The following is a 23,895-nucleotide window of genomic DNA, read 5'->3' as shown; positions in this document are numbered from 1 at the left end:
GATAAAATTTATTGATTATTTTAGGCGAGCGATATAGGCCATGAGTTGCCCGAGGGCCACGCCACTATCGTTACTTGGAGTGGTTTTGTGTAGGTGAAATCTCACGCCAGCCTCGCTAAATTTTCGCACTACCAAATGCAAAAGCGTTGCGTTTTGAAAAACCCCACCACTTAGCACGACCTCTAAATTTCGCTCTTTTGCGATTTTTAGCATTGTCTGTGCGATCTCGTTTATGAAATTTGAAGCAGCTACGGCTGGTTCATCTTTTAGCGCGCTTAAAAATGCGTTTTTAACGCTAATTTTGCCGTTTATTATCTCAAATTTATAGCGTTTTTCGCTCTCACTCGTGATTTTGCTCTCATCAAAGAGATTTTCCAAACTCATACCGCTTTGGCCGTCGAAACTAACGCTTCTTTGGTCGCAAATCACGCTTGCAAATGCGTCAAAAATGCGCCCAAGCGAGGTTGTCTTTGGCGAGCGCGGGGCGATTTTGGCTAAATTTGAAATTTCATTTTGACTAAATTTGGCTAAAAACTCACTCGCCTCGCTTTCAATGCCAAATTTAAAAATCAGCGAAATTGCGAGTTTGTAGATATTTTTGATCGAACTCTCGCCGCCAATTAGCGCAAATTCGTCAAAATGCAAAACCCTTTTGTAGCCAAATTCGTCAAATTCCAGCACTTCGCCACCCCAAATTGTGCCATCTTCGCCATAACCCGTGCCGTCAAAACTAAACCCAAGGTATTTTTTACCACTTCCAAGCAAATCATTATCCGCCAAATTCGCGACCAAATGCGCGTAATGGTGCTGAAATTTTACCACTTCAAAGCCCAAATTTTCAAAATGTTTCGTATGCAAAAAATTCGGGTGCAGGTCGCCCAAAACAGCGTCAAATTTCAAATCATAAGTTTTGATAAAAATATCCAAAAGCGCGAAAAATCGAGCATTTGTGGCGATATTTTTCAAATCGCCGATATATGGGGAAATAAAAATTTGCCCGTCTTTGTATATTGCAAACTGGTTTTTTAGCTCCGCGCCAAGGGCGAGAAACGAGCCTTTATGAGTAAATTTGCTTTTGAAAATTTGCGGATTTAGCCCACGCGAAGTGCGTAAATATTGCGTAAAATTTTGCGTAATTTTTTGCGAATTTTGCTCCGTGATTTCTGCGATACTCTGCGCCTGATTTTGCACCACAAAGCCCACGCTATCGTCGCTTGGCGTGATAATCTCTCTGTCGTTATCCAAATAAAAATCAATCACACCGCCCAATTTTTGGCGCAAACTCGCCTCATCGTAAATTATCGGCTCGCCACTGATATTCGCGCTCGTGGCGATTAATGGGCGATTAAAATACTCAAAAAGTAGCAAATGAATGCCCGTATTTGCTAGAAAAATGCCAACCTTGCCTAAATTTGGCGCAACCGCATCAGCGAGAGCAAAATTCTGCGAATTTTTCGATTTTTTAACCAAAACAATCGGCTTAATTTGCGAATTTAAAAGCTCTTTTTCACTCTCGCAAAACCGGGCAAATTTTTTAGCCATTTTCTCATCTTTACACATTATGGCAAATGGCTTATCGGGGCGATTTTTGCGAATTCGTAAGGTCGCTACGGCGTCTTCGTTCGTCGCGTCGCACATTATATGAAATCCGCCAAGCCCCTTTACAGCGACTATCTCGCCACGAGATAAAATTTCACAAAGCATTTTAACCGCATTTTCGCCAATAGCTAAAATTTCACCATTTTTGTTTTTCAAAAAGAGCTTTGGCCCACATTTTGCACAGGCAATCGGCTCGGCGTGATAACGGCGATTTAGCGGGTCAGTGTATTCGCCGCCGCAAAATTCGCACATTTTAAACTGCGCCATTGTCGTATTTGCGCGGTCATAAGGGAGTTTTTTGATGATACTAAGTCGCGGTCCGCAGTTCGTGCAGTTGATAAATGGGTAGCGGTAGCGTTTGTTTTGCGGGTCGTAAAATTCACGCCTGCAATCATCGCAAATGGCAAAATCAGGCAAGATTGGGTTAAATTTCGCCGAATTTTGCGAAGAAACGATTTTAAAATCATTATAAATTTTAGGCGCGATTTCAAAAATCTCAAATTTATCAATCCTCGCAAGTGGCGGAAGCTCGCTATAAATGCGCTCTTTAAGCCGCGCTATTTGCTCGCTCGTGGCGTTTGCGTGGATTTTCACGCCCTCGCCGTCGTTATAAACCTCGCCTTTTATGCCTAGATCGGTGCAAATGCGGTAGATAAACGGGCGAAAACCCACGCCCTGCACAGCTCCTGCAATCTTGATTTTAACGCTCACAGCCTTGCAAACCCAAATATGCCGAGAAATCAAGGCGAGATTTGCCAAGCACGAGTGTGGCGATGTTTGCGAACCTGCGCTCGGCAAAGAGCGAACCGCTAAGCACGCCAGAATCGTATAATGCCTCGTTTGCGTCAGCCAAATCGCCGATAAACCTAGCCAGCGTGTCGATTACGCCGTAGCTTAAAACCTTATCATCGACGCCTGCTAGCTTGTAGCTCATCGCTGAACGAAGCGTTTTGGCGAAGTTAAAATCGCCGTTTTCTTTAAGCTCGAAGTCTAGCTTCATGCCCTTTTCGCCCAAAAACTCCCCAGCACACTCCAACAAATACTGTGCGTCTTTGCCAAAAATCACGCGAGAAAGCAGTTCAAAATAGCCATAAAAACTAGGTTTTACTTCGCTAAAATCGGCATTTGCGCGTGCATAATCTAGGCTAAATTTTGCGCTAAAATTTGCCAAAAGTTTCGCGCCTGTCTCGTCGCTTTTGATTTCATCAAAAAGAGCGTCTAAATTCGCAGGCATAGCGAAATTTAGGAGTTTGCGCTTGGATTTGGCTTCGTAAATCGCAATCTCATCGGCGCTATTTTTCGATACAAAAACTCTCATCACGCGCGAATCAAAAATCTCCCTTTCCTTGCAAATTAGCCCAAAATGCGTAATTTCATCGCCAGAAGCAAGGAGCGTTTTTTCGGCCTCGCTCATAAACTCGTAATTTTTTGTGATAAGAAATCTATCCTCAATCACGCATAAATTTAAAAATTTATTTTTGTTTCCCTGCGCGCTGACATAGTAGATTTCATCATCTTCGAGGCGTTTAAAAAGCGCGAACGAAAAGAGATCGCTACACATTTTCACATCGAAAAATTTAGGCGATTTTGAGAAAGAGCTACGAAAAACGCTGTTTGTTTTGAGGCGCAAAATCGGCTTTTCGTATGTCGCAAGGGCGATTTTTTGTTTGTCATCGGTGATGAAAATTTTATTAAACGATTTTAGGCCAGTAGCGACCATAAAGTCTGAATTTTCGAAATTTAAATCCGCACTAAGGCTGAATTTCTCGCCATTTAGCGAAATTTGCAAAATTTGATTATGACGCAAAATGCGGTAAGCATGTTCGATTAACTTGCCAAAATTTTGCTTATTTACAGCGACGAAACTCTCGCCGTCAAAGACGCTAACACCGCTTAAAACTCCAAATTCATTTTCTATAAATTCGCCACTTTGCAAAAATTCGTGAATTTGGCTTGGGGTGAAATTCGAAAATTTAGGCAAAAATTTAATCTCATCGCTTCTGGCGCAAACTTCCTTCAAATCCCCTTCGCCAGATACCACCTCCACGCTCGATTTTGCCAAAAACGCAGAATTTGGAATAAGCGCCATAAATTTATCGCTAAATTCGAGTAGCTCTTTTTCATCTGCTTCGACATAGAGTGTGGTTAAATTTTTGTCTAAATTTAGAGCGTATTTCAGCCCAGCCTTGCGCGCATAAAAATCCAAAAAATAGGCGATTAAGCCGTTGTTATTCAAATAATCAAATTTAAAAGAAATTATCAATTTTTGCCCTTAGAATCAAAATTTTCAGCGATATCGCGCACACTTAAATTCCCAATTTTTTCGCACACAAAACCGCGAGAAGCGATAAAATCTATCGCCGTGCGCTCCATAATCTCGCTAGATTTCAGCACCTCATCGCTCACGCTAAAACTCATCGGCTCTATGCGCATTGGCACCACGGCTAGGATTTGCGTGCGTGGTCTATCGCCACAAAGATCTAGCATTTGCAGGGTTTCTAGCATCTCCACCTCGTGAGCCGAACCACTCCATTTCACGCTTTTTGGCATAGCCTCGTAGTCGAAGAAATACACATCGCCGATACTGCCCTCGTCTGCGTCGATACAATCAATCAGCAAAATTTCGTCGAATTCGACCAAAATGTGCATTAAAAGCGCAGCCAGCGTGCCTCCGTCGATGAATTCGATACTATCATCAGGTGAGTTTGGGGTGAATTTGTAGTTTTGTTGCAGTGCGTGCATAAAATGTACTCCGACACCTTCGTCGGAGTACATAATGTTACCTATACCGATAACACCTAATTTCATTTTTGAACCTTGAACTTATAGCCGCTAATGATAGCGTCCATAGCTCCGTCTTGTCCTTTTACAGCGTTGAAAACAGCCATATAAACATGCACAGGGATAAATAAAATAAGGAAATTCATCGATAAATGGTGAATAGTGCGAACCTCGCTTAGACCACCCATCATAGCCTCGATTGGGCGCATTAGATCATAAATCATACCACCAAGTCCGCCGTGATACATATGCACATGAAGCACAAGGCCAGTGATACAAATCAAGGCTAAAATGATGTAAAATGCCAAATACGCAATGAATTGCAAAGGATTATAAACGCCGTGCAAATGTGGGTGTTCGCCTAAAAATAGGTAAAATTTGATCTGCTCGATCCAAACCCTAGGATTGATAAAATCCTTAATACTAACTAGCTCTTTTCTGCTGTGTTTATCGAACAAAAACAGATATGATTTGTAAAGCATAGCCGCCATTAGCACGAAACCTGCCACTAAATGCACGAAGCGAATTTTAGCTTGCAAGAATAAATTTGGCTCAGAGCTAATCTCTGGGGCTATGAAAACATAAGCCAAATAAAATCCAGTAATTACAAGTATGACGATAGCGATAGCGCGTATCCAGTGGGTAAGGCGCAATCCTATCGAAAATTCATACTCGGCTTCTCTTTTTTTCATGGTTAATCCTTGATATTTGGATTTACTTTATATGAGCTAAGCTCGTTGCCTTTGGTATCCATAACATGAACAGCACACGCAATGCACGGATCATAAGAGTGGATTTTGCGGATAATTTCAAGCGGTTGCGTTAAATCTGCAATTTTAAGACCGATTAAGCATGACTCATAAGATGCCATATTGCCCTGAGCGTCTTTTGGACTAGCGTTCCATGTGCTAGGAACGACTGCTTGCCAGTTTTGGATTACTCCATTTTCGATTCTGCACCAGTGGCTTAGGCTACCGCGTGGAACATGTCCGATATATCTGCCTTTGTATGATTTCTTTTTATCGATTGTGTATTTAGCGCAAGTCTCAGTGTCGCCTGATTTGATATTAGCGATTAGGTTATTAAATGCTAATAGTCCATTATCAGCTACGACTTTTGCCTCGATCATACGGCATGCTGTTCTACCAAGAGTAGAGAATACTGCTTCTAGTGGAAGACCTGTATCGGCTAAGAATTTATCTACTACTTTTGTGACGAATTCATTGCCTTTTGCGTAATTTACAACGATATTTGATAGTGGTCCAACTTGAAGCGATTTGCCATCATATCTAGGAGCCTTAATCCAACTATATTTACCCTCAGTATTTAGGACTTTTGTATCTTCCATTTCACCTTTGGCATTTAGGGTTTGCTCTACCTTAAATCCTGTGTAGTTTGGTTCTTGTTCGCCGTCGTATGGGTGAAGTGGTTTATCGTTTTTATACCAAGAGTGAGTGGCTTCTTCTGTAATCTTGCTCTCATCTAGCTCATGAACCTTGCTAATATCGCCGTCTAAAATCACACCGCTTTGGAATAAGAAATCGTTGCGTGAATATTGGAAAGTTTGATGTGTCCATAGATTTGCGACACCGACATCGTTTAATACGCTTTCTTCACTAGCATACGCACCACCAGCCATAAGCAAGTCTGGATAATATGCACGGTTGATAAAATCAGCAACTTCTTGGAATTTGACCATATACTCACCAAGTCTTGCTGGGCTTAGGATATCCATTACGCATGTTACGCCACCGACTGTTAGGGTTTGTGGGTGTGGTTGTTTGCCACCGAAAATAGCCATCATTTGCGCGGCTGTTCTTTGGATACGCAAGCACTCTAAATAGTGGCTAAGCGCAATCAAATTTTGCTCAGGGGTTAGCTTGTATGTGCTGTGTCCGAAATATGCGTTTGCAAATGGTCCAAGTGCGCCTTTTTCAACGAAGGCTTTTACTCTTTGTTGAACCGCTTTTAGCTGATCCTCACCGCAAGCATAAGGCAAATCTGTATATCTGAAAGCCTCTTGGCTAGCAGCGTGCGGATCTGCGCTTAGTGCGCTTACGATATCAACCCAGTCAAGTCCGTGTAGTTGATAAAAATGCACTGGGTGATCGTGCATAAATAACGCAGTGTTCATTAGCGTTCTGGTTAAAATCGCATTTAGTGGCGGAGTTATACCAAGAGCATTTTCAACAGCTGAAATTCCAGCATTATAGTGAGAAAATGTGCAAACACCGCAAATTCTTTGCATAAAAAAGCCGATATCCCTAGGATCGCGACCCTTAACGATAGTCTCTAATCCACGCCATAAAGTAGAGCCAGAATACGCATCCGTTACAACTCCGTTATCATCGACAACTACTTCTATGCGTAAGTGTCCTTCAATACGAGTTATCGGATCTATTACTAATCTTTGTGACATTTCTACTCTCCCTTATTCTTTTTAAATGATGCAATGGCTGCATGAACTGTGATAGCTACACCTGTAACAGCCAAAATTCCTATACCGATTTTATCGGCTGTCGCATCAGCACCTGCTCCGCTAAATACGGTATTGTATAATCTATCTGCCAATGGCTCCTCAAATGGTCCCATGTGATCCCAAAAATCAGGCTCAGAGCAGCCGATACAGCCATGACCTGCTTGGATTGGCCAGCTAGTGTGAGCGTTAAATCTCTCGCGTGAGCAGTTATTAAATGTATATGGGCCTTTGCAACCTACTTTATATAAACAATATCCGTCTTTTGCGCCTTGATCGCCGAATTGCTCTACGAACTCACCTGCGTCGAAGTGACCGCGTCTTTCGCACAAATCGTGAATTCTAAGTCCGTAAGCCCATTTTGGACGATTATAAACATCAAGTGCTGGAAGTGTGCCAAATAGTATGTAGTGAAGGACATTTCCTACGATATTTTTCTCGCTTGGCGGACAGCCAGGGACATTGATTACTTGTTTGTTTGTAAGTTTGCTTAACGCAACAGCGTTTGTTGGGTTTGGTCTTGCTGCTTGGATACCACCGAAGCTCGAACATGTTCCAATAGCAAAAATCGCAGCTGCGCCAGCAGCAGCATGTCTGCAATGCTCGGCACCTGTCTTACCAGCAGGTCCTACTGTAAGGAAATATTCGCTACTTCCGCTTGGAATTCCACCTTCTACCATTAAAATATATTGCCCCTTATATTTTTCGATAGCTCCATCTAAATTTTCCTCTGCTTGCCAGCCAGCAGCAGCCATAATCGTCTCGTGATATTCCAAACTAATATAGTCGAAAATCAACGAATCGATAGTTGGAGTATCAATTCTAAGTAAGCTTTCGCTACAACCTGTACATTCTGCCATGTGAAGCCAAATCACAGGTAAGCGATCGGCGAGTTCTGCCGCCCGTGCAACTTGTGGTGCAAATACGCTAGGTAACCCAATCGCCGCAGTCATTGCGCCCGCCCATTTCATAAAATCACGGCGCGAAAAACCGCGCTCAGCAAGGCGTTTAGTGATACTATCGCCCTCTTTTATCTTGGGTAGTTTAGCGACTTGTTCTAGCCTATCGGCTACTTTTGCTAAATCAATCATTATGTTCTCCTTTACGCTTATAGCGTTAATCCGTAATTATATAGTTTTTTTGTTTAAAATTTGTTAAGGAAGAACTTACTTGTAGTTAAATTTTCTACAAGTAAGTTAAATTTTAAGGTTAAATTTATTTTATTTTGAAATTTAGCGCCGGTAAATCATAATCCATTACGCTTTCGTTTTGCATATCAGTGATACTCACAGCCGGCAAGGCACACATACCAGAATACACTACATTAAGCGGTGTGTAAAATACGCCGGTATAGTCATTGCCGTTTTTCGTATCCTTATAATACGCCCCACCAACCGGGAAGCTTAGCACTCTATCAAACATTATCTCTTTGTGCTCGAAGCTAGTTTTATCCTGCAAATTCTCAGGCCTTATAAATCCCGGATTTATGCGCTCATTGACGATCTCAAAGCAGGTGCTTGCCGCCTCATCAATCACGAAATTTCTGATATAAAAATTTGAGCGGAAATTTATCTTAGAATAAATTCTCTGCCCTACTTTTAGATTATCAAGCGAAACCACATTACCAGCCTCATCGACAAATTCACGCACGATTTCTAGCTGTTTGATTCCGTGCAGATTTCCTGTGTGGTTGTTTATACTAAGCGGGCTGTGTTTGAGCGCGACTGGTTCGTAACCAAAGCTAAGCAAATTAGCAAAAATTTTCTCGCCATTTTTTGGCGAAATTTTGATTTCTCTGTCGTTAGAATTTAGCGTAATTACTGAATTTGACGGAGTTTGGATACTTTGTGTAAGGCTGTTTGCGACGATATCTGTGCCCACACCCTTATCATCTTCGCCAAAATACGCTTCCAGCGCCCTTAGCACAAACGCTCTTTCTTGCGTGCTATAAATGTCTTGTAAATTTTGGCTTAAATTTTGCGCCAAAGTATCTAAGACACTATCTTTTATACCGACACTTCCTAGGGCATACAGAGCAAATCCAGCGTCCCTAACCTCACTAGCAAAAATTTTACTAGCATCTTTATTAGCATAATCAAATTTATAATTTGAACTATAAATTTTACTAAATTCTGCGCTCATTTTGTGTTTTTGCAAAATCGCAAGCATAGAAAATGTCGCTAGCGGGCTAGCTTCGTAGAGTTTTTTATCATAGACGAAATTTAGCTCATCATCGCTTAATGCGCCTACCCTATCTAGCACAAAATCCGCATACAATCGCAAGCTAGGCTCGCTAGAATACGACGATTTTAGCGCCCTTAAAATCAGCTCTTTTTGTTTTGGGGTTAGGATTTTGTATTTCGCGTCCATATCCAAAAGCACATCGCTAGCATACAGCGACGCAAATGCGTTCGTCTCGCCATGCGCGCTCCAATACCCAAATTCGCCGTTATTTTTAAGCCTTGATAAAATTTTCGTAGCATGCTCTAAAACAGCCCCCTTCATCGCCTCGTCGTGGTCGCGTTTAAAGAAGAAATCATAGGCTAAAATTTTAGAACTAATCTGCTCTGTGCAACCATACGGATATCGCTCCAACTCCCTTGCCACCGTATAAGTGCTAGGTCTAGTGCCTATGTATGTAAAGACATCTTTATACGAAGCTGGCAGACTAAAATTCATCGGCGCGTCGCTATAAGCACTGGCGCTAAATTTCGAGCGCGGAAACTGCGAAATGACATCAAATTTCAACTCATACTCAAATTTCGCCCCATTTTCTTCGCTCGCTTCCAAGCTCACCACGCCCTCGCCAAGCTCTAACGCATTTGCTCTAAATTTCAAATTCTTTGCTTCTAGCGCGCCTAGCGTGATATTTGCATCACTAAGCGAAATTTGAACTGCATCGTTAAAATTCGCCTTTAAATTTAGCGATTTTGGCGAATTTGTCGTATTTATGAGCGTTAGCGGGATATTTATATCATCGCCTTTGACCATATATGTAAGATCAGCTGGTTTGATGACGATATCATCTTTGACGCTGATTTGAGAATTTGCCCAGCCGATTTTTTCTTCATCATCGAGAGCTAGCGCGCTTAGGCGAATCATAGAGTTAAAGTGTTTTGGCAAATCTACCTCAAATCTAGCCTCGCCTGCGCCGTTTGCGATACCCTCATACATTTTGACAAATTTTTTATCTTTTTTGTTTTGCACTGGGCTTAAATTTCGCTTCGCGCTTTTTAGCATTTCATCACCACCAAAGCTTAGTTCTTTGCCGTTTGCGCTATACACACTCAAATCATCGAAAATATCGAAATATCGGTGTCTAAAATATATCGGCTTATCAAAATACGAAAACGCATTTAGCTCTTTTTGATTTATCGCGTCTAGTATCCCTAAATCCACAGCGTAAAGCGTTATTTTAGAATTTGGCGCGGATTTTGCCACGATTATGGCTTTTTCGCCGTTTTTATACTCCGGCTTGCTTTGCAGGCTAAGAGGGAGTTTTTTCTCGCTCACATCGAGGCTTACAGCTACATTTGCATAGGTGCGAAGCGGCATAGCAGCGCCAAAGGCAGAGCGTGAAATGCTAGCACTAATGTGTCCGCCAGTGAAATTCTCTGGCACTCTTAGCTCGAAACTTGCGCTGTTTCCGCGAATTTGCGTGATTTTATAATCATACACGCCCTCACCTATCAAAGCCACATTTAGCACGCCGTTTTCGATAGGCGAAGTAATCACGCCTTTAATCATTTCGCCAGGTTTGAGCTTTGATTTTTCTAAATTTATGCGGGCGGTATTGACATCTTTGGCATTTAGCCTGCCATAGTATCCATATCCGCTCACATCGACTCTCACGCTCGCACTTGCCCCGCTTGCGTAGTCGTTTGCCACTACGATATACGAACCGCCATTTTCGAATTTATACCCAATCTGTGAGCCCTCTGCGCTAATGCTATCCACAAGCGAAAAGTTCTCTTGCTCGACATATCTCTCGCCGTCATAAATGTAAGTGAAATCTTGGCGATAAATTTCTAAATCCACCTTGCCTTTTTGCTCTTTTTTGCTAAGGCTATCTAGCAATGCAAGGTCGAATTTTACCTCCTCACCACTGCTTATAAAGTCCTTGCTAGCGCGAATTCCTAGAATTTTGTCGTATGGATAGTAGCTTAGCATTTTATACGCGCTGACATTTTTGCCCCCGTCTTGGACGCTAAAATTCATCATCAAATTTGCCGCATTTGACACACCCTGTGCCTTTGGAGCGATTACGAGATCTTTTTTGCCGTTATTATCTAGCCTAAATTCCTCGCTTTTTACCTCCAATGTGCCCTCTTTTTTAAGTCTTGCATTTGTGAAGCTGTATCCTTCAAAACCGCTGATTTTAAGCTCTTTTTCGTAAGATTTCACCTCAATTTTGCTGGCTAAATTTGCAGCTGGTGCGCCCACAAGATAGTTTGAAATCAAATTTGCGATTATTAGCTCATCTTTGTAAATTTCATCTTTGCTCGTTAAAATTTCGTTTTTCACGCGGTTTGGTATGAAATTTTCGACGCTAAATTTCTTGGTTTCGATAATTTTATCCTCATAAATCAGCTCAAAGGTATAACTTCCGCTTTTTTCGCCCAAATTCTCTTTGAAATTTAGCGCGCCATAAGAGTCAGTTTTTAGGGCGCGAGTGATGATATTCACGCCGTAAGGATCTGTGATTTTGTATTTAATCGGAGTGTTTTTAATCGGCGTAAAATCGCTCTTTTTGAGCACCACAGAGCCGATTAGTGCCTCATTTGGGCTTACTAGCTCGCTAGCGAAATACACCATTGCGCGCGCGTTGCTTTTAGTCGCTTCCGTGCTAGAAACAGCCTCGTCAAATATCACAAACCCGCGCTCTTTGCCGTCTGTAATCTCGATAGATTTAGGATTTTTATCCAAAAATTTAGCGTCATTTACAAGCAAAATTCCATCACTATTCGTGCGTTTTTCTAAAATCAGCTCGTTTTTGTCATTGTAAATTTTAACAATAGCGTGCGACAAAGCCTTCGCATCGCTTAGGCGCGAAGTATAGATTAGCGCGCCACTATCAGCCATGCTAACCTGAGCCGAAATATCGCCGATATAGGCTGTGCGCGTGATAGTTCGCATTATAGCGCCCTCTTTGTAATGCACATTTATCACATACACGCCGTCCTCGAAGCCCTTAAAATCCATAGCGATTTTATGCTCGCTAATCTCGTTTTTCGCCCCGCCAATGTCAAATTTTTTATTCACAACCTCGCTAGCTAGCGAGTGTGGATAATTGCTTTCGAAATTTAGAAAATATCTGAAATTCTCATCGCTGATTTTTGAAACGCTAATGCTAACCTCATTTAAATTTGAGCTTTTTATCGCGATATTTGCGTTTTTAGGGACAAATTTTTTCATATCACTAAACTGCACGAAAGGCTTCCTATCGCCAGTTTTGAAATTTAGCTTTATTTCATTTCTAACTATCCTAGAATCATCGCCAAAGCCCTTTAAAAGGCGCAATTCATAGCTTTTATTTGGCGCAAATTCAGCGCTTTTGATATCTACATGATAGTAGTATTTATCGCTGATTTGCGGGTATTTTTGCTCATCTTCGTAGTATCTGTATCTAGCCTCGCCAAGGCTAAATTTACCCACGCCATTAACGCGGATAAATTTGGCTAAATTCGCGTCATCGATATAGTGAGGGAAATACAGCCTCGCTCCAAACGAGCCGTCATTAAAGCTAATTTCGCGGATTTTGACATCGTCTAGGTTTGAGGCGTTTATGCTATCATTAAATGGCTCTTCATCTGCTTTTAGGATTTTTGGGGCGCTTAGCGTTGCGCCGTTTTTCGATTTTACAGCGCCTGCTTCGATGACGATATTTGGGTGCTTAGCATCATAAGAAATCAAAAAACTTCTATCATTTTGCGCGCTAATGGTAAAGCTAATATCGTTTTTGGCTAAATTTTGCAGCGAATACACCCTAATCCCTGACTTTGCCCCCTCCTCGCTCACGCTATCGTTAAAGCTAATCTTTGCAAGTCCTGGGCGCAGTATTTTAAGCTCGCTCGCGCTAAACTGGGCCGTCGTAAAGCTAAATTTCTCCCCGCCAATCTCGCAATTATAGCGAGTGCTAGCATTTAGCTTAGTTTTTGGATAAAACTCTATTTCAGCGCTATTTTTATACTCATACACGCCAGTAATCCCTGGCTCACATTTTGCGATTTGCTCCTCGCTTATGCCAAAAGGCGCGATTTTTGCACCACTAAAAACCAAACTCTCATCATTAATCTGCGTTTCCACGCCAAAGAGCCACCCAGCGCAAAGCGCGCTACAAAGCCCAAATTTGATTAAAATTTTTTCCATGATTTTCCCCTAAGAATTTCGCGTAATTATATTGTGAAATTTTTATATTTTGGTAATTTTTTATTTTATCTATTTTTTACCATAAATTTCGCCACGCTAAAATTCGCGTTTTCGTCCAAACACGAAAGCTCATATTCGCCTGGGCTTAAATTTAGCATAAAATTCTCGCCATTTTTTTTCGCCTCGTATGGGCCGTTATTTACGCTGATAAAAATTTCATCGCCAAAAACAGCCGTGCAAGAGGCGCTAAGATTTATCTCTCCACTATCGCCCACTTCGTAAATTTTGCCATCTATATCGCTAAGAGCGGGGCTAATCTGGGCAAATTTATCCTTGCACCTGCCGTTTTTGGTCGTATTTGCGTCGATTATGCCGTTTTGCAAAAGATAAAAAAGCTCGCTAGGGCGGTAAAATTCGCACTCATCGCGCAAAGTTACACCCTCTATCACCAAATCTCGCACCATTTTTTTACACTCTTTTTCTACGAAAAAATCAGCGCAAATTTCTCTTTCACTCACGCCACTTGGACGGACAAATTCGGCATTTATCGCGCCTGTGTTTGAAAGGTAAGAAAACATATCAAAAACCACGCGCGCAGCACTAAGTCCGCCACTTATATCGCTCGTTTTTTCGCCGTTGAAATTGCCAAACCAAACCCCAAGGCTAAATTTTGGCGTCACGCCAATCGTATAAAGGTCGCGTCCGTCGGCACTCGTGCCGGTTTTAAACATCAGAGCTGGCATGTTTTTGGTATTTTGCCACACAGAGCCAAGATAGCTTCGCGGGGCGTTTTTTAGCATTTGCGTGATGATATACGCACTTTGCGGGCTTAGTATTTGCGCGCTCTGCCCTACTTTCGCCCCTGCTAGTTCTAGCGGTTTTAACTCGCCAGAGTTTGCAAAAACGCTGTAAAGATGAGTGAGATTTAACAAATTTATGCTAATTCCGCCAAGCCCAAGCCCAAGCCCATAATGCTCTTTGGAATACGGCGCGAGATTTGCACGAAGCAAAAGCTCATAAAGCCCGTCATCGCCAAGGGATAATAAAAGCTTCAAAGCTGGGATATTTAGGCTATATCCGAGCGCCTCATTTGCGCTAACAACCCCCATAAAGCCTAGATTGTAGTTGCGTGGGGAGTAATTTTTGAAGCTAATCGGAGCGTCGATTAGCTCACGGCGTGGCGTGATAAGCCCCTCTTCAAGGGCTCTTGCGTAGATAAATGGTTTTAGCGTGGAGCCTACATTTTTCGCCCAGACTATGCCGTCATTTTGCCCCAAAAATCCGCCAAAATCGTGCGAACCTGCGTATGCCACAACCGCCATTTTTTCGTTGTCGATTAGGATTGCCGAGCCGTTTTTGACGCCAAATTTGGCTAGGTCATTTATCCTTGATTTAAGGAAATTTTCAAGGGTGAGTTGATAGGTTTTGTTTAAATTTGAGTGGATTAAATTTGTGCCGTTTTGCGCTATGCGCTCTGCTTTTTTTTGCCAGATTGCGCTATTTTGTGCCACGCGCTTTGTATCGCCTGTGCGCACGGCGTGATTGTCTGTGTTTGCGGGCTTTATCGCGCCATTTTGTGCCAAGTGCGCGCTTTGGCTTGCCTCCACAGAAGTTGCCCCCACAGAACTTGCGCGCGCGCGTTTTGTTTCGGTGGCTGTTTCACTCACACCCTCTGCCACGCCAGCTGTTTTGCTCGCTGTTTCGCCCACACGCGCACCCACAGCCTCACTCGCGCCAACGCGCCCTACCACGCCCAAATTTTTCGCATTTTTAAAGGCGCGCATTGCATAATGCGGGGCGAAATTTGGCGCAGGGTGCCTTGCGGGGCTAAATTTCTCGCTACTAGCTCGTTCAAATTCGCTAAGCGATAAAATTCCTGCCTTATAAAGACTAGAAATCAGCCTGTTTTTTAGCGAATTTAAATCCAAATTCGCGCGGTCTAGGCGGTTTTTGTTCGGGTTTTTTGGCACCACCGCAAGAAGCGCGATTTGAGCGTTGCTAAGCTCGCCCAAAGCCTTGCCAAAATAAAAATAGCTAGCACTCGCCACACCCTCGATATTGCCACCATAGGGGGCTAGATTGAAATACATTGTCAAAATTTCATCTTTGGTGTAGTGAAATTCGAGCTGAAAGGCGTTGAAAATTTCGATAAATTTGTTTTTGTAACTGCGCTCTTTGGGGTTCATCATACGCGCAACCTGCATTGTAATGGTGCTTGCACCTACTCTGGCTATATTTGCATTTTTATGTGTAAAATTTTGCGAAATATTATGCGTAAATGCCCGTGCTATCGAAAATGGATTTACGCCAAAATGGTAGTAAAAATACCTGTCCTCGAAATGCACTACGCTCTGTTTTAGACGCTGCGGGATTTCATCACTACTGGCATAAAACCTCCAAATTTCATCACTGCTAATTTGCATATTTAAAATTTCCCCCTCGCTCGAATACAAAACTAACGACTTTTCTTTATTTAATCCAGCCAAATTTAGGGGAAATAAAAAATCCAAAATCAAAAACAACGAAAGCAAAAATGCGCCCAAAAATGCGCTAAATTTCACAAACCCTATAAATTTCATAAAAATATTATATCTATAAAATTTATAAATTTACTCAAATTTTTCACGCAAAAAGAGAATATAAAGCATAAATTTTATAAAATCGAGAGCTAAATTACACTTTAAAGAGCCCAAAGGAGTTATTATGAAATATGGTATCATTTTTGGCGGACAAAGCTACGAGCACGATGTCAGTATCCTCACAGCAATCGCTGTAAAAAACGCACTCAAAGGCAAAAATTTAGTCTTTATCTACTGCGACGCTAACCGCAGATTTTTCGAAATCGAAGAGGGAAATATGGTAGCAAGCTACTTTGCTAGAAATTTTGCTAGGTCTCACTCTGCCAACACAGACGCTGCTGAGGGCGGTTTTTCATCTCAAACTTCTTATGGTAGCAAGGTCAAAGAGCTAACCCTCTCTTATGGCGGATTTTACACAAGCGGTATGTTTTCAAAAAATAGATTAGAAATCGATGTGTGTATCAACACAATCCATGGCGGTGATGGTTGCGACGGCAAGCTAGCTTCGCTTTTAGAATTTTATGAAATTCCACAAATCGGCCCTAGATTAGAGGCAAGTGCGGTAAGCCATAATAAAATTTTAACCAAAAATTTAGCCAAAAACGCAGGGGTTAAGGCGATTAATTACGCGGTTTTGAAGCGCACGAGTTTGCCGTCTTTTAACTACCCTGTCATCATAAAACCAGCCCACCTAGGTAGCAGTATCGGCGCTAGTATCGTAAATAGCGACTTAGAGCTCGATAAAATCATCGACAAGGTCTTTAAGCTAGATAGCGAGGTCATCGTCGAGCCTTTCGTCAAAGATGTCAAAGAATACAGCCTAGCAGGTTGTAAAATAGGTGGCGAGATTGTATTTTCAAAATTTGGCCAACCTGTGAAAAAAGACTTCCTAGACTTTGGTCGCAAATACATCGACACTACCCAACCAAACACCGTAACAGAGCAAACCGTGGGCATTTCAATCGCAGATAAGATGAAAGATGCGTTTGCTAAAATTTACAACAGCGGATTTGAGGGCTCGATCATCAGATGCGACTTTTTCGTGTTTAATAACGAAATCTATCTAAACGAAATCAACCCCGTCCCAGCGGCTCTTGCAAGCTATTTGTTTAACGATTTTGGCGCGATTATCGACGGGCTTTCTACATCTTTGCCGCAATACAAAAAAATCCCAGTAACCTACGATTTGGTTACGCAAATCGCAGCAAACAAATAATCCAAATTTCACGCTAAATTCCAAATTTAGCGTGAAATTTAACCAAATTTAACAAAAGGATAAAAAATGAGTATTTTGCTAGTAATTTTAGCTATTTTAATTCTTGTCGGAATTTTTCTCATTGGTATTTACAACAAACTTGTCGCACTTTTAAACGAAGCCAAAAACGCCTTTGCGCAAATCGATGTCCAGCTAAAACGCAGATATGATCTAATCCCAAATTTAATCGAAGTTGTCAAAAAATACATGGCGCATGAAAAACAGACCCTAGAAAATGTCGTAAATGCCAGAAACCGCGCAACTAGCGCATTAGAACGCATTAAACAAAATGGCATAAACGATAGTGATATGCGAAATTTAGCAAGCGCAGAAAACGAGCTAAAAAACGCGCTAAATGGGCTAAATATCCAGGTCGAAGCCTATCCTGAGCTAAAAGCTAGCGAAAATATGATGCAACTAAGCGAGGAAATCACCTCTACTGAGAATAAAATCGGCTTTGCTAGGCAGTCTTACAATGACGCGGTTACGGACTTTAACACCTATAAACAAAGCTTTCCAAACAATATTTTAGTCGGATTTTTCCCTAAATTTCACAAAGATTTAGCCCTGCTTGAATTCAAAGAGGAAAATATCCAAAAAGCCCCAAAAATCGAATTTTAAGCGAGAAATTTTGTGGAGGCATTGTCTGCGCTAAATTTAGCGCTCTTTTACCTACCTGAAAAATTTTGCCATTTTTTAAGCGCAAATGAGATTTCCTGCACGCCAAAGGCCGGGTATTATCTATGTGTTTTGGCGTGTAGCGCGGTTTTGTTTGCCATAACGCGCATTTTCCTTGGCAAAACAGCCACTCTATCTCACAGCATAAATGAGCACCAAAAACTAGCCAAAAGCAAGGTTGCGTGGCTAAATTTCGTCTTTGCAAGCGTTTTGGTGCAGGTTTTTTGGCTCTCATACGCGCTATTTTTTGATTTTTTAAATTACAAAAATTTTGCCCTTGGCGAGGGCGCGGATTACGCCCTGCCACTACTTTTATCCGTGCTTTTAGTCTGCGTGATTTTATTTAACTATATCAAAAAACGCCATTTTGAGGCGACAGACATTTCTAGCCTTGCAAAGGGGCTTGACGCCACAGAAATTCACCCCCACACTGCCAAAAATTCCGAAAAAATTCTGCTTAACATAATCGAGGAAATGGCGATTGCCTCGCGTGTGGGCATGCCACGGGTTTTTATCATGAAAAACGAAAATGGCGTAAATGCCATGGCAAGCGGGGAGAATTTCGGCAAAGATAGCGAAAAAATCGCGATTTTTGTCACGGCTGGGGCAATGAGGACATTTAACCGAGACGAAATGCAAGGGGTAATCGCGCATGAGTTTTCGCACGCATTTCACGATGATATCGAGCTAAATATCAGGCTAATTAGCGTCATTGGCGCACTTGGGACGCTTAGCTTCATCGGATATGAGATTTTAAGGGCATTTGGCAGGGGGAGAAGCGGCAGAAACTCCAAAGGAAGCGGGATTGCCATAGTCATACTTGTAGGCGTAATATTTTGGCTACTTGGGCTTTTGGGTAAGGTTTTTGCCGAACTTATCCAAAGCGCGATTTCTAGGCAAAAAGAGTTTTTAGCAGACGCTAGCGCAGCTAAATACACGCGCAATCCTTTGGGGATCAAAAAGGCGCTTGATAAACTTTTTATGATACAAAAATTCAACAAAGCCTATCACGACGGAATCGGCAAAAAGGATTTTAAAGCCCCAAAAGATGAAAAAAAGCCGAATTTAAACAGATATTTTTCCTCAAAAACGCGCCAAAGGGGCAGTATAAACACAGATGAAATGCGAAATTTTCGCGCAAATCCACTAAGAAATTTCGCAAATTTTCATATCAAAAACACCAACGCCAGAGCCTGCGCGCACATGTTTTTCTTGCCCGCATTTTCTGGGCTTTTCGCCACGCACCCTAGCCTGCAATCACGGATAAAAAAGCTAAAAGAAATGGGCGCGTGAGTTTGGGCTAAATTTCGCGCCAAATTTCGCGCGTTAAATTTAGGCTAAATTTTAAAATTCGCAAATTTTGGTTAAATTTTAAATTTTGCAAATTTTGGTTAAATTTCACGCCCAAATTTGCGCCAAATTTTAGGCACAGGGCTAATTTTTTTATAATAAATTTAGGCTATAATCTACGATTTTAAAGGAAAATTTTGAACGCAATATCAAATTTAAACCAAGAACAATACTCCGCCGCGACTGCGCCCTTTGGCCACAATCTCGTAATCGCAAGCGCAGGCACAGGCAAAACTAGCACCATTGTAGCGCGCATTGCGCATTTACTGCACCTTGGCGTAAATCCAAGCAAAATTTTGCTTCTAACCTTCACAAACAAGGCAGCTAGCGAAATGATTGCGAGGCTAAATCGCTATTTTGACAAAAAAATCACCGCCAAAATCACCGCAGGCACCTTCCACGCGGTATCTTACGCACTTTTGCGTGAGCTTGGCAAGGGTGTGATTTTAAAACAGCCAAGCGAGTTAAAAACGCTTTTAAAAAGTATCGTAGAAAATCGCAAATTTTACCATATCAGCGACACTAGGCCGTATGGCGGTGCGTATTTATACGACATATACTCGCTCTTTCAAAACAAACAAACAGGCGAGAGTTTTGGCTCGTGGTTTGCTAGAAATTTCGAAGATCAGGCTGAATTTAGCGAAATTTACGAGGACATTTTGCGTGAATTTGAAGAAGAAAAAGCCCGCTTTAACTACGCCGATTTTAACGACATACTGCTTAAAATGCGCCACGAACTGCGCAAGGGTGCGCCACTATACTATGATGAAATTTTAGTCGATGAGTATCAAGATACCAACTCGCTTCAAGGCTCGCTAATCGACGCATTTAGGACAAAAAGCCTTTTTTGCGTGGGCGATTTCGACCAGAGCATTTACGCCTTTAACGGCGCAAATATCGATATAATCGGCTCTTTTGGTACCCGTTTTAGCGATGCGAAAATTTACACGCTAAACATAAATTACCGCTCATCTAGCCAAATTTTAGCCCTTGCAAACAAGGTCATTTCAAACAATCCGCGCCTGTATGACAAAAAGCTAGTCGTGGGGCGCACGGGCAAATTTAGCGCGCCAAAACTGCATGTGTATGATGAGATTATGTCGCAATACGGCCATATCGCACAGCAAATCAAACAAAGCGGGCGCGCGCCTGAGAGTTTTGCGGTAATTTTTCGCAACAACTCTTCGGCTGACGGGATCGAGGTCGCACTCAAAGAGCTAGGAATCGGCGCGAAACGCAAAGGCAGCACGAGCTTTTTTGAAAGTCGCGAAATAAAGGCGTTTATGGATATTTTCGGCGCGCTGATAAACCCAAAGGATATGATGGCTTTCCTTGGGATTTTAGAATATGCCAAAGGTATCGGAAACGCCACTAGCAAGGAGATTTTCGACGCGCTAATCGCGCTTGGTGGCGGAAATATCAAAGATGGCTTTTTGCGCCCTGATATGAGTGCGAAAATTTACGAGCAAAAAAAGCGAAATTATCAGCTAGGACTTTTTGACGATATGGATTTACAGGCGAGTTTGGAGCGGTTTAACACGCTTGGATTTAGCGAAAATTTCGCCAAAAATCCGGTGCTAAAATACAACAAACTAAACGAAAGCGCAGCTGTGATTTTGCACGAGCTATACACGCTATTTAGCAAATTTAGCCCAAATTTCGGCGCTGGCGAGCTAGTGAATTTGATAAAATCCTCCAAGCTTTTTGCCATAATTGCAGGTAATATCGCCACTCACAGAGCCACGCTCAAAAACGGCAAAATCGATCTCGATCGCAAAACGAACGAAAATGAGAAAATTTACAACAAAGTAGCGATTTTAGGCGGGATTGCGAGCAAATACAAGGACGCGGGGAGTTTTTATAACTTCATCACACTTGGCGCAAAGGAAATGAGCGAGGGAGAGGGCGTAAATCTGCTAAGCGTGCATGCTAGCAAGGGTTTGGAGTTTGATAGCGTGTTTTTGGTAGATTTGGCGCAAAACCGCTTTCCGAATTTGAAGCTAATGGGCATGGGTGGCAGCCTAGATGAGGAGCGACGACTATTTTATGTCGCGGTTACTAGGGCGCGAAATGAGCTCTATCTAAGCTACGCGAAATTTGATAAAATTCGCAAAATAAACTATCAGCCAAGCTGTTTTTTAGTCGAAGCCGGTATGGCGTAAATTTGGGGGTTATAATGAGTTTTCACGCAGAAATTTGGGAAATTTTAAACGCTGGTAGCCCAAACGAAAAAATAGAAAAATTTGCAAAATTTTACGCAAAATTTTGCAAAAATGAAGTAGAATTTGAGCAAAATTTTGAGCCAATACCACTCGAAAATCCTAGCTATGCAAAATTCGCCCAAATTTCACAGGTCAAAGATATAAAAATCCAAAACAAAAATTTAAAAAAGCACAATGTCGATAAAAACGCCCTATTTCTGCACTCTGTGGCGCATATCGAATACAGCGCGATTGATTTAGCGCTCGATGCGTGCTATCGTTTCGCGGGACTGCCACGCGAATTTTACGCTGATTGGCTAGAAGTGGCAGAAGATGAAGTGAGGCACTTTTCGCTCGTAAATGCTGAGCTAGAAAAAATGGGCTTTTCTTACGGCGATTTTAGCGTGCATGACGGGCTATTTGAGGCGCTGAAAAAAACTCAGCACTCGCTAATTGAGCGCATGGCAGTGGTGCCTAGGCACTTGGAGGCTGGCGGACTGGATGCGAACTTTTATCTGCTTTCGCATATCGATGAAATGCCGGATAAAAGGCCATTGCGGCCACTTTTGGAGATGATTTTGCGCGAGGAAGTTTCGCATGTGAGCAAAGGCGATAAGTGGTTTAGATACGAGTGCGCTAGGCTGGGAGTTAGCTCGGAGTGTTTTTTCGAAATCGTTATGCGCCACTACCCAAAAGCCTTTAAAACCACTCGCGCGATAAACGAAACCGCCCGCTTGCAAGCTGGCTACTCGCAAAGTGAAATCGATAAAATCAAAGAGTTGCAAAGAAATTAAAAGGATTTATGCCGCGGCAGGTGCTGTGAATTTGCATATCAAATTTTAATATTAGTATTGCCAATTTTCTTAAAATCCACTTACAAATTCGCTATTTTTATTGACTTTTAAGAATTAATATTATATTATAACGCCAAATTTTCACAAGGAGCAACCTATGGCAGTAGATGTTATAAAAGTCGAACAAATGGTCAAAGACGCTGAATTTTTAGAAAATATCAGAGGCAGAGAAAGTTATAGAAAAGCTCTAAAACTCTTAGGAATTGCTAAAAATTATAGTCTTTTGGATAGCGAGAAATGGGAAGCTCTCCATAATAGCGTGCAAACAATGGCTTCGCTCTTGGGCCTAGCAAGGGCAGAAATAGATGAGCTCTATACCCCTAAACAGCAGGTTTTAGCCAGCCACACTATGGAAATCATAGAGCTACTCAAAAAGGAAAAAACCCCGCTTCAAATCACAAAAATTTTGCAAGAGCGAGGCGTGGAAGTGGCTTACTCTCAGGTCAGCCATTTCATATCAGAGACAAGGCTAAATCAATTTTCCGCACCATCAACTAGGGACAGGCTCGCCAAATACAAGGACGAAATCCAAGCCAAACTCGAAAACGGCGATAGCTACTACTCGATCGGCGGGGATTTGGCAGAGGCATACCCCGAGCTTAGCAACCTTACATATTCGCAGATTAGCAACTTTATCAAGAGCGAGTTTGGCGAAAAATACTTAGCCGAAATAAAGGCGAAATTCGCGGGTCCGACAAGCGAAGAGTTGCTAAGCCCATACAAAGATGAAATTCGCAAAATGCTAGCTAGCGGCGACCAGCTCACGGATATCCGTGCCAAACTAAAAGAATTAAAGCCAGAGCTAGGGAATATTTCGTATTCTCAGCTTAACTACTTTATCGCAACGAAACTCTCGCAAGGCTGAGAACCTGCGATAAGGGCGTGAAATTTGGCGTGAAATTCTCGCGGTGGCGCATTAGTAGCGCGCGTAATGCTGTCATTGCGAGAATTTTGCGTTAGTAAAATTTCGGCGCAGTATTCTCCGTTTGCAGACAGCGGAAATTAAAATTTTGCAAATTTTATCTCTTTAATCATATTATAAATCGTTATAAATTTTGTGTCGATTTCCTTGTAAGCTTCGTGCCAGTGCCCAAAATACCAGCGTTTGAAGCTGATTTTATCGGCAAATTCTTGCAACATTTCGCAGTTTTTGTCGTGGAGTTTTGCGTTATTCCAAGGCTTGATTAGCCTTGGCACGATATCTTTGGGGCAAGTGTGCGTGATGATAAAATCCACGCTGTAATCGTGCACACTAAGATTTTTGTGCGCCTCGGCAATGTCAGCTTCGCTGATATTTTCGCCCTCCCACCACGATATGTTTTGCGTGCGATACTCCCTGTCGATACTCGCCGCACCGCCCATACTAAGAACTTTGTGCCCTGCAAGCTCATAAACCTGCCCGCGCATAAGATGATACACGCTATCACTTATTTTATGCACTTTTCCGCCGTGAAATTCGCTAATTTCATACGAATTTAAGCGATTGAAATTTTCGTGGTTGCCGTCTATAAAAAGAGTGGTATAGTTTCGCTCGTTAAGATATTTTAGCCAACGAATTTCATCTTTATCTGGTTTGCTCTCCCAAATAAAGCCAAAATCTCCTGCGATAATGAGAAAATCGTCTTTGCAAAGCTCTTTTTCGGTTTTGTATCTAAACTTTTCAAACCTTTTCATTTCGTGCGAAAATCCGCCCCAGCCGCCGTGTGTATCGCCTGTGATGAAAATTCTAGCCATTGTTTTGCCTTTAAATTTG

General features: G+C 42.1%; 15 protein-coding genes. 6 read left to right on the top strand and 9 right to left on the bottom strand.

Features of this window, described 5'->3' with window-relative positions; genetic code table 11:
* Nucleotides 1–15: 15 nt before the first annotated feature.
* The 8 genes from hypF to OFO10_RS04485 form a co-directional block, all read right to left on the bottom strand.
* The gene (gene hypF, locus OFO10_RS04520) at nt 16–2,310 is read right to left on the bottom strand and encodes a carbamoyltransferase HypF (RefSeq protein WP_270866250.1); all 2,295 of its coding nucleotides are present in this window, start codon (nt 2,308–2,310) and stop codon (nt 16–18) included.
* Complete coding sequence (locus tag OFO10_RS04515; RefSeq protein WP_270866249.1) at nt 2,300–3,862, bottom strand: hypothetical protein; 1,563 nt, start codon at nt 3,860–3,862, stop codon at nt 2,300–2,302. Before OFO10_RS04515 ends, hypF begins: the two co-directional genes overlap by 11 nt.
* Nucleotides 3,859–4,407 (bottom strand): HyaD/HybD family hydrogenase maturation endopeptidase, encoded by a 549-nt coding sequence (locus OFO10_RS04510; protein ID WP_270858957.1) that lies wholly within the window; start codon nt 4,405–4,407, stop codon nt 3,859–3,861. The genes OFO10_RS04515 and OFO10_RS04510 overlap by 4 nt, the downstream gene beginning before the upstream one ends.
* A complete protein-coding gene (gene cybH / locus OFO10_RS04505; RefSeq protein ID WP_270861780.1) occupies nt 4,404–5,072 on the bottom strand; it encodes a Ni/Fe-hydrogenase, b-type cytochrome subunit in 669 nt (222 codons plus the stop codon). Before cybH ends, OFO10_RS04510 begins: the two co-directional genes overlap by 4 nt.
* 2 nt (nt 5,073–5,074) lie before the next feature.
* Entirely contained in the window at nt 5,075–6,799 is a 1,725-nt protein-coding gene (locus tag OFO10_RS04500; RefSeq protein WP_270866248.1) for a nickel-dependent hydrogenase large subunit, read from the bottom strand.
* A gap of 2 nt (nt 6,800–6,801) precedes the next feature.
* The gene (locus tag OFO10_RS04495; protein WP_270864426.1) at nt 6,802–7,947 is read right to left on the bottom strand and encodes a hydrogenase small subunit; all 1,146 of its coding nucleotides are present in this window, start codon (nt 7,945–7,947) and stop codon (nt 6,802–6,804) included.
* 124 nt (nt 7,948–8,071) lie between these two features.
* On the bottom strand, nt 8,072–13,225 hold the full coding sequence (locus OFO10_RS04490) for an alpha-2-macroglobulin family protein (protein ID WP_270866247.1): 5,154 nt from the start codon (nt 13,223–13,225) through the stop codon (nt 8,072–8,074).
* Between the two features lie 65 nt (nt 13,226–13,290).
* Nucleotides 13,291–15,804: a transglycosylase domain-containing protein gene (locus OFO10_RS04485; protein ID WP_270866246.1), complete on the bottom strand. Its 2,514-nt coding sequence runs from the start codon at nt 15,802–15,804 to the stop codon at nt 13,291–13,293.
* Between the two features lie 124 nt (nt 15,805–15,928).
* Here OFO10_RS04485 and OFO10_RS04480 point away from each other — a divergent pair, with 124 nt between their 5' ends.
* The 6 genes from OFO10_RS04480 to OFO10_RS04455 all read left to right on the top strand — a co-directional run bounded on the left by OFO10_RS04480 (nt 15,929) and on the right by OFO10_RS04455 (nt 23,007).
* Nucleotides 15,929–17,020, top strand: a complete 1,092-nt coding sequence (locus OFO10_RS04480; protein WP_270866245.1) for a D-alanine--D-alanine ligase — start codon at nt 15,929–15,931, stop codon at nt 17,018–17,020.
* A gap of 66 nt (nt 17,021–17,086) precedes the next feature.
* The gene (locus OFO10_RS04475) at nt 17,087–17,680 is read left to right on the top strand and encodes a LemA family protein (protein WP_270866244.1); all 594 of its coding nucleotides are present in this window, start codon (nt 17,087–17,089) and stop codon (nt 17,678–17,680) included.
* 12 nt (nt 17,681–17,692) lie between these two features.
* A complete protein-coding gene (locus tag OFO10_RS04470) occupies nt 17,693–19,030 on the top strand; it encodes a M48 family metalloprotease (RefSeq protein ID WP_270866243.1) in 1,338 nt (445 codons plus the stop codon).
* Nucleotides 19,031–19,224: 194 nt separating this feature from the next.
* Entirely contained in the window at nt 19,225–21,249 is a 2,025-nt protein-coding gene (locus tag OFO10_RS04465; RefSeq protein ID WP_442867987.1) for an ATP-dependent helicase, read from the top strand.
* Between the two features lie 14 nt (nt 21,250–21,263).
* Nucleotides 21,264–22,082, top strand: a complete 819-nt coding sequence (locus tag OFO10_RS04460; RefSeq protein WP_270866242.1) for a ferritin-like domain-containing protein — start codon at nt 21,264–21,266, stop codon at nt 22,080–22,082.
* Between the two features lie 157 nt (nt 22,083–22,239).
* Nucleotides 22,240–23,007, top strand: coding sequence for a hypothetical protein (locus OFO10_RS04455; RefSeq protein ID WP_270866241.1), 768 nt, complete (start codon nt 22,240–22,242; stop codon nt 23,005–23,007).
* A 137-nt stretch (nt 23,008–23,144) separates the two neighbouring features.
* Here the strand turns inward: OFO10_RS04455 and OFO10_RS04450 are convergent, their stop codons facing one another.
* The gene (locus OFO10_RS04450) at nt 23,145–23,876 is read right to left on the bottom strand and encodes a metallophosphoesterase family protein (RefSeq protein ID WP_270866240.1); all 732 of its coding nucleotides are present in this window, start codon (nt 23,874–23,876) and stop codon (nt 23,145–23,147) included.
* Nucleotides 23,877–23,895 lie beyond the last annotated feature (19 nt).

Origin of the sequence: Campylobacter sp. VBCF_06 NA8 (assembly GCF_027737825.1) — a bacterium.
Classification (GTDB): Bacteria; Campylobacterota; Campylobacteria; order Campylobacterales; family Campylobacteraceae; genus Campylobacter_B.
This window is presented reverse-complemented; position numbering and strand designations above follow the sequence as displayed.